Annotated in this window: 8 protein-coding genes; 2 read left to right on the forward strand and 6 right to left on the reverse strand. The window is 66.5% G+C overall.

The window, feature by feature from the left end; translation table 11 throughout:
* Positions 1-28: 28 nt before the first annotated feature.
* From nagE to F6X42_RS09820, 5 genes are all read right to left on the reverse strand, one after another.
* Positions 29-1,843, reverse strand: a complete 1,815-nt coding sequence (gene nagE, locus F6X42_RS09800) for an N-acetylglucosamine-specific PTS transporter subunit IIBC (protein ID WP_187634010.1) — start codon at positions 1,841-1,843, stop codon at positions 29-31.
* A 132-nt stretch (positions 1,844-1,975) separates the two neighbouring features.
* Positions 1,976-4,555, reverse strand: coding sequence for a phosphoenolpyruvate--protein phosphotransferase (gene ptsP / locus F6X42_RS09805; protein ID WP_187634011.1), 2,580 nt, complete (start codon positions 4,553-4,555; stop codon positions 1,976-1,978).
* Positions 4,556-4,593: 38 nt separating this feature from the next.
* Positions 4,594-5,610: an SIS domain-containing protein gene (locus F6X42_RS09810; protein WP_187634012.1), complete on the reverse strand. Its 1,017-nt coding sequence runs from the start codon at positions 5,608-5,610 to the stop codon at positions 4,594-4,596.
* A complete protein-coding gene (nagA, locus tag F6X42_RS09815; protein WP_187634013.1) occupies positions 5,594-6,697 on the reverse strand; it encodes an N-acetylglucosamine-6-phosphate deacetylase in 1,104 nt (367 codons plus the stop codon). Before nagA ends, F6X42_RS09810 begins: the two co-directional genes overlap by 17 nt.
* A gap of 75 nt (positions 6,698-6,772) precedes the next feature.
* A complete protein-coding gene (locus F6X42_RS09820; RefSeq protein ID WP_187634014.1) occupies positions 6,773-7,507 on the reverse strand; it encodes a GntR family transcriptional regulator in 735 nt (244 codons plus the stop codon).
* A gap of 367 nt (positions 7,508-7,874) precedes the next feature.
* Here F6X42_RS09820 and F6X42_RS09825 point away from each other — a divergent pair, with 367 nt between their 5' ends.
* Positions 7,875-8,801, forward strand: a complete 927-nt coding sequence (locus F6X42_RS09825) for a bifunctional helix-turn-helix transcriptional regulator/GNAT family N-acetyltransferase (protein ID WP_187634015.1) — start codon at positions 7,875-7,877, stop codon at positions 8,799-8,801.
* An 80-nt stretch (positions 8,802-8,881) separates the two neighbouring features.
* Here the strand turns inward: F6X42_RS09825 and F6X42_RS09830 are convergent, their stop codons facing one another.
* Positions 8,882-9,694: a MetQ/NlpA family ABC transporter substrate-binding protein gene (locus F6X42_RS09830; RefSeq protein WP_187634016.1), complete on the reverse strand. Its 813-nt coding sequence runs from the start codon at positions 9,692-9,694 to the stop codon at positions 8,882-8,884.
* Between the two features lie 265 nt (positions 9,695-9,959).
* On the opposite strand from F6X42_RS09830, the gene F6X42_RS09835 reads away from it, so the two are divergent.
* Positions 9,960-10,250, forward strand: coding sequence for a YciI family protein (locus F6X42_RS09835; protein WP_187634017.1), 291 nt, complete (start codon positions 9,960-9,962; stop codon positions 10,248-10,250).
* Positions 10,251-10,442: the final 192 nt, after the last annotated feature.

Raw genomic sequence — 10,442 nt, forward strand, 5'->3', positions numbered from 1 at the left:
TCAACAGCGCTGCACAGCCATCAACCGATCACGCCGGCACCGGCGCCGCGCCCCCGCCGCCTTGCGATGACAGTCGCCCGGCCAGCTTCTGCGCATAGCGCTGCGCGGCTTCGCCGACGACGACATGGAACGTGTCCGTCGATACCCACGCGGTATCGAGCGTCGCGAGGCGCTGACGATCGACCGCCGACGGATCGCGCACGACCACTCGCAGACGCGTCGCCGCGGCCGCATCGAGCGACACCACGTTGCCCGCGCCGCCGAACACGGCGATCCAGCGCAGCGGATCGGGATCGAGCGGACCGCCTTGCGCGTCGTGAGCGTGCGCGGCGTTTTGCGCGACCGGCGCGGCCGCGGTAGCTGCCGGAGCAGCAGCTGGCGCCGACACGGCAGCAGCACCCGCCGCCTTCACCGCGCTACCCTCACCCTGCGCGATCGCCGTACGCATCTCATCGGCGATGATGTCCGCCTCGGGTCCGATGATCACCTGCACGTTGTTCGCGCCACGCTTGAGCACGCCGCGCGCGCCGATCGACTTCAGCTCGCTGTCGGAGACCTTGTTCGCATCGACGACCGACAAACGCAGACGCGTCGTGCACGCATCCACGACCGACAGATTCGCCGCGCCACCGAGCGCCGCGATATAACGCTGCGCACGCGGCACGGCCGCACCGGCCGCCGGCGCGACGAAACCACCGGCCGCGAACGACTCGACCTGCTCGTCGGCAGCGGCGGGCTCACGGCCCGGCGTCGCCATGTTGAACTTGCGGATGAAGAAGCGGAACAGACCGTAGTACAGGACCGAGTACACGACGCCGATCGGAATCGCCCACCAGCCCTTGGTCGACAGACCGAAGTTCAGCACGTAGTCGATGAAGCCCGCCGAGAACGTGAAGCCGAGGTGAATCCCGAGCGCCGAGCAGATCGCGAGCGACAGCCCCGTCAGCAGCGCGTGGATCGCATACAGCACCGGCGCGAGGAACATGAAGCTGAACTCGATCGGCTCGGTGACACCGGTCAGGAACGACGTGAGCGCCATCGAGAACAGCAGGCCGAACACCATCGCGCGACGCTCCTTCGGCGCCTCGTGATACATCGCGAGACATGCGGCCGGCAGGCCGAACATCATCACCGGGAAGAAGCCGGTCATGAAGGTGCCCGCGGTCGAGTCGCCCGCGAAGAAGCGGTGCAGGTCTCCCGTGACCGGCGCGCCGCCCGCCGGCGTGAAGGTGCCGAACACGAACCACGTCAGCGAGTTAAGGATGTGATGCAAGCCCGTGACCAGCAGCAGCCGGTTCAGCACGCCGAACACGAACGCGCCGAGTGCGCCTGCCGTCGTGAGCCAGTGGCCGGCCACGTCGATTGCGTTCTGCACCGGCTCCCACACGTGGCCGAATACGATGCCTAGCCCCACGCACACCACGCCTGTCACGATCGGCACGAAGCGTTTGCCGCCGAAGAACGCGAGGTAGTCGGGCAGCTTGATGTCCTTGTAGCGGTTGTACAGCAGCCCCGCGACGATCCCGGCGATGATCCCCGACAGCACGCCCATGTTGAGCTTGTCGTTGATGTCCTTCATCACCGCGATCTGCACCAGATAGCCGATCGCCCCGGCGAGACCGGCGACGCCGTTATTGTCTTTCGCGAAGCCGACCGCCACGCCGATCGCGAACAAGAGCGGCAGGTTGTCGAAGATCGCGCCGCCCGCATCGGCGATCATCTTGATGTTGAACACGTCGGGCTGCCCGAGCCGCAGCAGCAGGCCGGCAACCGGTAGTACCGCGATCGGCAGCATCAGCGCGCGTCCCAGGCGCTGAATCTTCAGAAACGGATTTCCATCCATCGGTATCTCCAATTTTGTCTCGTAGGGGTACGGCTTGGGGGAGTGGTGCAGCAATGCAGTGAATCGTGTCGCGCGCGCGGGCAGACGTGCTGCCGTGCGCGCGGCGTGCGGGTCTTTGAGTTCGTTAATTTTTCAATCGAGCGGCCACGTGGCGCGGCTCGTGGCTCTGACCGCCTGCGCGGAGTCGAGCGCGAGCGCATCGCGGGCACGCTGGCGGCACAGTTGATAGTCGAGCGTGCGCACGCGTGCCTTGATGCCGGGCACCGACACCGGATCGACCGACAACTCGGTCACGCCGAGGCCGACGAGCAGCGGCATCGCCAGCGGGTCGCCGGCGAGCGCGCCGCATACGCCGACCCATTTACCATGCTTCGCGGCACCTTCGACGGTCGCCGCGATCAGGCGCAGCACCGCCGGATGCAGGCCGTCCGCCTGCGCCGCGAGATCGGGCTGGCAGCGGTCCATCGCGAGCGTGTATTGCGTCAGGTCGTTGGTGCCGATCGACAGGAAATCAGCGTGCTGCGCGAGCTGATCGGCGAGCAATGCAGCCGACGGCACTTCGATCATCACGCCCACTTCGATCGGCTCGGTACTACCCGCTTCGCGTGCGAGCTCGTCGATACGCTTGCGGATGCGGATCAGTTCGCCGGCATCGGTGACCATCGGCAGCAGGATGCGCACGGCGCCGGCTGGACGCACGGCGAGCAGGCCACGCAGCTGGTCGTCGAGCAGATCGGGGCGAACCTGCGCGAGGCGCACGCCGCGCAGGCCGAGCGCGGGGTTCGGCTCGGGCGGCAGCGTCAGATAATCGACTTCCTTGTCCGCGCCGACGTCGAGCGTGCGGATGATCGCGGTGCGGCCGCGCAACGCATCGACGATCGCCTGATAGCTGTGGCGATGCTCGTCCGCGCTCGGTGCGGCCGGGCGGTGGATGAACAGCAGCTCGGTGCGCAGCAGTCCGACCGCGTCGGCGCCGTTGTCGATGGCGACCGTCGCGTCGTCGAGTGTGGCGATGTTGGCGGCCACCTCGATCGCGCGGCCGTCGGAGGTCGCGGCTGCCTGCTGCGACGTGCGGCGATTCGCTTCGCGCACGTCGGCGAGGCGGCTGCATTCGCGGCGCGCACGTTCGACGTCGAGTTCGGTCGGCGCGAATTCGAGCCGGCCCGTGCTCGCATGCACCACCACCTGAGTGCCCTCGGGTATCGCGTGCAACGCGTCGCCGACCGCGACCAGCGCCGGAATACCCGCCTGACGCGCGAGAATCGCCGCGTGCGAGGTCGCGCCGCCACGTGCCATCACAAGCCCGGTGACGCGCGTGCGATCGAGCGACGACAGATCCGACGGCGTGAATTCGTCGGCCGCGAGCACCGCCTCGTCTGGCAGCGTGCGGGCCGCGCTGCTGGTGTAGCCGAGCGCGCGCTGCACGCGCTTTTCGATGTCGCGTAGATCGCCGGCACGCTCGGCCAGCAACGCGTCCTCCACGTTACTGAGGATTCCGATTTGCGCGCGGATCGCCTCGCGCCACGCAAAACCGGCGCTCTTGCCGAGGCTGATCAGATCGCGCGCGGCGTCGAGCAGCGTCGGATCTTCGAGCAGCACACGATGCACCGCGAATATCCCCGCCTCGCCGACCGCGCCGCGTTGCGACGCATCGCGCACGATCGTGTCGAGATCGGCGTCGACGGTCGCGATCGCCTTGTCGAGCAGACGGCTCTCCGCCGCCGGCGTGCCGCTCGCCTGCTCCGGCGGATCGAGATCCGCGTCGTCCCAGCGCACCAGCTTGCCCAGCGCGACGCCCGGCGCCGCGCACACGCCAGCGAGCGTATTCGGCGCGAGCGGCTCGCCCGCAGCGGGCGCCGCAACGACTGCCGCCGCTGTTGTCGCTTGCCGCGCCGGCTTCTGCTCGCGCATCTGCTCGACCTCGCCATGCGCTTCGCGCGTCAGTTCGTCAGCGATTGCATCGACCGCCGCCTGCGCCTGCGGACCGACGCCGAGCAGCTCTATGCTCGCGCCTTCGCCGGCACCGAGTCCCAGCAGACCCACTACGCTTTCGATCGGCGCCTTGCGCCCGTCGTAGCGCACCTCGACGCGCGCGTCGAAGCCGCGCGCCGCTTCACGCGCTCGCGCCGCGGGCCGCGCATGCAAGCCGCCCGCGTGCGTCAGCGTGACCTGCCGACGCGCTTCGTCCATGATGTGCGCAGCGCTCGCCTCGCGCACCGCGTCGTGGCTGACGCCCTCGCGCGCGCGCAGCACCAGCAGCGGCGTTTCGCCGGCCTTCGCGTGGCCGGCCGGTGCACGCTCGATGATCTCGAACGCATCCGAATTCGCAATCGCGATGACCGACACGAGGCTCGGCGCATTGAGCGCGATCTGATCCTGATCGAACTCGATCAGCACGTCGCCGACGTGCACGTGCGCGCCCTGCCCGACCATCGGCGCAAAACCCTTGCCGTTCAGCCCGACCGTGTCGATACCGATATGCAGCAGAATCTGCGCGCCTTCGGCGCTCTCGAGCGTCACCGCATGGCCGGTGCGCGCCAGATGCGTGACGACGCCGTCGCATGGCGCGACGAGCCGGCCCTCGAGCGGATCGACGCCGATGCCGTCGCCGAACATGCCGCCCGAAAACACCGGGTCCGGCACGTTCGCGAGTGGCACGACCGGGCCGGTCAGCGGTGCAAGCAAAACAATGTGATCTTCGGAATGGCTCATCAGATTTGACTTCTCGACACGTCGCATCGTCATTCTCGTCAGTGAGTTTCGGTGACTTTGTTCAGATGGCGTGGCGCGTCGGGATTGCGCCCGCGCGCGGCGGCAAGGTCCGCGGCCATCACGTAAAAGGACAGGATGGCCGCGATCGGATCGAGCGCCGCGTGGGCGGTGGCGACGAGCGGCAGCGAAGCTTCCTCGATGTCGTCCGGCGCCGCGAGCAGCACGCGCGCGCCGCGCGCGCGCATGTCGTGCGCGAGTTGCAGCAGACCGGCCTGCTCCGGTCCGCGCGGCGCGAACACGAGCAGTGGATAGTCGCGGTCGATCAGCTCCATCGGACCATGACGCACTTCCGCGCTCGAAAACGCTTCGGCCTGAATGCCGGAGGTTTCCTTCAGCTTCAGCGCGGCTTCCTGCGCGATCGCGAGGCCAAGGCCGCGGCCAATCACGATCATCCGCTCGATGCCGCGCAACTCCTTCACGGCCATCGACCAGTCGAGCCGGCCCGCGCGTTCCAGCGCATCGGGCAGCGCGCTCAGTCCGCCGAGCAGCTCGGCGTCGTTCTGCCAATGCGCGACCAGCTGCGCGGAGATCGACAGCATCGCGATATAGCTCTTGGTCGCCGCGACGCTCAGTTCGGGACCGGCGACGAGCGGCAGATGCCACTCGCACGCGTCGGCGAGCGGCGACGACGGCGCGTTCACGGCGGCGACCGTCAATGCGCCGGCCGCGCGCAGCGCGTTCATGGTGCCGACGAGGTCGGGGCTTTTGCCCGATTGCGAAAACGCGAGCGCAAGCTGATCGCGCACCTGCAGCGGCGCCTGCTGCAGCGTCGCGACCGACATCGGCAGCGACGCGACCGGCACGCCGAGGCGGCTCATCGTCAGGGACGCAAAGTAGCTGGCGGCATGGTCCGAGCTGCCGCGCGCGACCGTCAGCGCGACATGGCGCGGCTGTTGCGCGAGCGTCGCGGCGAGCGCCGCGACGCGCGAGGTGTCCTTGAGCTGCTCAGCGACCGTTGCGGCGGACGCGAGCGCTTCCTTAAGCATATTCGACAATGGCCTCTCCTTCGACATAGGTCGCGCTCAGCGCCAGCTCGCGATCGAATACGACAACGTCGGCCCACGCACCGCGCGCGATGCGGCCGCGGTCCTCGATGGCGAGATAGTCGGCGGCGTAACGCGACAAACGGTGGGATACATCGGCGATCGGCAGGCCGATCGAAACAAGATTGCGCAGCGCCTGATCCATCGTCAGCGTGCTGCCCGCGAGCGTGCCGTCTGCCAGACGTACGCCGCCGAGGCACTTGGTCACGTGCTGGCTGCCGAGGCGATATTCGCCGTCGGGCATGCCGGTGGCCGACGTGCTGTCCGTCACCACGTACAGGCGCGGAATCGCGCGCAGAGCGGCGCGGATCGCGCCGGGATGCACGTGCAGCAGGTCGGGAATGATTTCCGCGTATTCGGCGTGCGCGAGCGCGGCGCCGACCAGACCAGGGTTGCGGTGATGCAGCGGCGACATGGCGTTGAACAGATGCGTGAAACCGCACGCGCCGTGCTTTAGCGCGGCGACCGCGTCGTCGTAGGTGCCGAGCGAATGGCCGAGCTGCACGCGTACGCCGCGCGCCGCCATCTCAGAGATGATCTCCATGTGGCCGGCGATCTCGGGCGCAAGCGTGACCACGCGGATCGGCGCGATCGACAGATACTTGAGCACCTCGTCCATCACCGCCGATACCGCCGCGTCGGGCTGAGCGCCGAGCTTGCCGGGGTTGATGTACGGCCCTTCCAGATGCACGCCAAGCACGCGCGCGCAGCCCGGCGTGCGCACGCGGGTGACGTTGCCGAGCCCGGCCACCACGTTCATCAGTTCGTCGCGCGGCGCGGTCATCGTCGTCGCGAGCAGGCTCGTGGTGCCATAGCGCGCATGCGTGCGCGTGATCGTTTCGATCGCGTCGCCGGCCTCCATCACGTCGGCGCCGCCGCCGCCATGCACGTGCAGATCGATGAAGCCGGGCAGGATGTACGGTGCGTCGTTCGTCGATGGATCGGCGCGCTCGCCGGACAGCGCCGTGATGCGGCCGTTTTCGTATTCGAGCGTGCCGTGGATCCACCCTTCGGTGGTGAGTATGTTTCCGGTCAGCATGAGTCTCTCTGGTGCGTGATACGGATGCGGCAAATGTGCGTCCGCCGGACTTGCGGCCGACGCGGACCGCGCAATTCAGGTGCGCAATTCAGCGACGAAGTCGTAGTAGTCGTCCCGGCAATAGGTGTCGGTCAGCTCGATCGCGCGCTGATCCGCGCTGTAGCCGATACGGGTAATGACCAGCAACGCGGTGCGCGGTTCGATGTCCATCAGTGCGGCGATTTCGCTCGACGCGTTGACCGCGCGAAAGTGCTGCAACGCGCGCACGACCGCCGCGCCGCGTTGCTCGAGATAGCTGTACAGCGAGTCGCCGATCACGAGCGGATCGGGCACGATCGCGACCGGCAGCGCCGAATGCTCGACCGCCATCACGATGCCGTCCGCGCGCCGCAGCCGCCGCAGGCTCGTGACGGCCGCGCCCGGTGACAGGCCGAGGTGCAGCAGCTCGTCGCGGTTGGCGGCGCGCACGTCGCGTTCGAGCCACACCGAATCCGGGCGGAAACCGCGCTGCTGCATCTTCTTCGTGAAGCCGGTGAGACGCGACAGCGGATCCTCGACGCGCGGCGTGATGAAGCTGCCCGCGCCGCGCGAGCGCCGAATCAACCCCTGCTCGACCAGCAGCTCGATCGCCTTGCGCGCGGTGATGCGCGACACGCCGATAGCGTCGGACAGCGTGCGTTCGGAGGGCAGCGCCTCGCCGGCCGACCAGACGCCGCAATGGATCGCCGTCGCCAGGTTGCGCGCGAGTTGCAGGTAGAGCGGCGTGACGTTGCGCACGTCAGGCATCAATGCGGACCAGCGAGTTTCCATAGGGCTCCAAGGACGCCGCGAGCAGCACGGCCTAGGAAAACTGAGAGCCCATTATATAACCAACATAATACCAGTCAATCGAGTGGTTCTATGTCAGTCCAGCAAGCCGCAAAGCCTTGCTGCACAAGGCTGATCGCCTTTTCCGGGCGCTGTGTCGACGGGAATTCGGAGACCAGGACTTACCCGTATCGAACTCGCTGGGCGATACCAGCAAGCGGTCCGCGTACCACGGTGGTATCAGAAAAACCTCATCGATCAATACCTGTTCAATACCACTTTGCGCATCGCTGCGATTCGCAAGTTTTGTAAATAACAGGCGTGCCGATATAGTGCGTGTACATACCATAAAGAGTCCCGGGGAGTGCCCTTGACAGATTCCGAGGCGCTGCGGCGCGCTCAGGCCGTTCGCCATTTCAACCGCTTCTATACCCAATGCATCGGCGCCCTGCACGAGCATCTGGCCCGAAGCCAGTTCTCGCTGACGGAAGTGCGTGTGCTGCACGAGCTATCGCGCGTGCGCGCGCAGACGGCGTCGGTGCTCGGGCGCTCGCTCGGGCTCGATAGCGGCTATCTGAGCCGCCTGCTGACCAGTTTCGAGCGACGCAACCTGATCACACGCCGCCCGTCCGACACCGACGCGCGCCAGTCGCTGATCGCATTGACCGAGCACGGACACGCGACCTATGCGCCGCTCGACGCCGCCGCCGTCCACGAAGCGCTCGGCCTGCTCGACAGGCTCAGCGCGCTGTCGCAGGAGCAGTTGATCGGCGCGATGAAGCTGATCGAGCGTCTGCTCGCCGACAAGCCGAAGCACGAGCTCGTGAGGCTGCGTCAACCGCGCGCGGGCGAATGCGGCTGGCTCGTGCATCGTCAGGCGCAGTGGTTCGCCGCACAGTACGGCTGGGATCACACGTTCGAGGGCTTGCTCGCGTGCGTCGTCGCCGAATTCGCGCAGCGCAACGATCCGTTGCGCGAGAAATGCTGGGTCGCCGAGCAGGAAGGCCTGGTGGTCGGCTCGGTTTGCCTCGTCGGGGTCTCGACGACGGTCGCGGGACTGCGCATGCTGTGGGTCGAACCGGACGTAAGGCGGCTCGGCATCGGCACGCAGTTGCTCGGCGAATGCGTGCGCTTCGCGCTGCGCGCGGGCTACACGAAGCTCACGCTGACCACCGCGAGCGCGTTGGCGGAACCGCGTCGGCTTTGCGAGCGCGCCGGATTCAAGCTGGCCGGCAGCGCGGCGCAACGCCGCTTCGGCCACGATCTGGTGATCGAAAGATGGGAGTTGGAGCTATAAAAAAGGCACTCGCCTGGGCGGCGAGTGCCTCTTCCGATGATGCGATGCGATTGCCAGCGCAACCGCTCTGCACGCGTCGTTTAGAACGACGGCACCATCGAACCCTTGAACTGCGTCTTGATGAACTGGCGCACATCTTCCGACTGATACGCCGCGATCAGCTTCTTGACCCACGGCTGATCCTTGTCCTTCGCGCGCACGGCGATCAGGTTCGCGTACGGGCTATGGATGTCTTCCAGCGCGATCGCGTCCCTGGTCGGCTGCAGGCCGGCGGCCAGCACGAAGTTCGTGTTGATGACGGCGGCATCGACATCGGCGAGCGAGCGCGGCAGTTGCGCGGCGTCGAGCTCGACGAACCTGATCTTCTTCGGATTGTCGACGACGTCGAGCGGGGTCGCGTTGTTGCCGCCCGTGGCCGCGCCGGCCTTCAGCTTGATCAGCCCCTGCGCCTGCAGCAATAGCAGCGCGCGATTTTCGTTCGACGGATCGTCCGGCACGGCGACCTTCGCGCCCTGCGGCAGGTCCTTCAACGACTTCAGCTTTTTCGAGTACGCGCCCAGCGGCGAGATGTACGTGAGACCCGCGTTGACGAGCTTGTAGCCGCGCTGCTTGATCTGGCTATCGAGGTAGGGCTGGTGCTGGAAGCTGTTTGCGTCGAGGTCGCCCGCGTCGAGCGCGGCGTTCGGCTGGATGTAATCGTTGAACTCGACGACCTTCACGTTCAGGCCTTCGCGCTTCGCGACTTTGGTGACGACTTCCCAGATCTGCGAGTCCGGGCCGCCGATCGTGCCGACCTTGATGACCTTGTCGTCGGCGTGCGCGCCGAAGCTGGTCAGGATCATTGCACCGGCCACAATTGCGGTGAGGGATTTGAGGACATTTCTGCGCTGCATGTGATTCTCGCTGTTGCTGATCGACGTTTGAGTCGATGGCTCCGATCGGTGCCGGAGTCGGATGAAAATGGGCGGCGCCCCGGTTCGTGCCGGTGTGCCGTCGGCCAAGCCCTAAATTGTTTCATAGGGGCGGCAAGTTGGGAAATATCCTCAGCGCATAGGGTTATGCGGAGCGCAACCGCTAGCGCGACGCCGAATCCGCGGCTGACTGATAATCCAGAGCCTTGTCCGGACACGGCCCAGTTAACCCCCAGTGAAAGCGACCATGTACGTGATCAACGTTATCTACACCGCCTCGCTCGATCGCATCGATGACGCGCTCGACGCCCATCGCGCGTTTCTCGCGACGCAGTTCGAAGCCGGCATCTTCTTGGCGGCCGGCCCGAAGGTGCCGCGCGACGGCGGGATCATTCTCGCGATGCGTATCGAGCGCGACAGGCTCGATCGGATTCTCGCGAGCGATCCGTTCGCCGAGCAGCAGCTCGCGCGCTATGAGGTGACGGAATTCAAGACGACGCGTCTCGCGCCGGGGCTGAATCTGCCGATTCCGGTTTGAGCGCGAGTTGCGAAGAGGATATTGATATGACTTTCCATGTCAATCGCGATGTTGATTTTTTTTGCTTGATTTTTCGCTTTTTCATAGGCGCGAGAATTCCCTGAGGGCGGCGTAGCAGTAAGGTCGACGGTGGATCACACTGATATCCGCGGATTGGCTACCGCATTACAGAGGTCCGCCTCATGAGCCTGC

The organism is Paraburkholderia podalyriae (genome assembly GCF_014397785.1).
Classification (GTDB): Bacteria; Pseudomonadota; Gammaproteobacteria; order Burkholderiales; family Burkholderiaceae; genus Paraburkholderia; species Paraburkholderia podalyriae.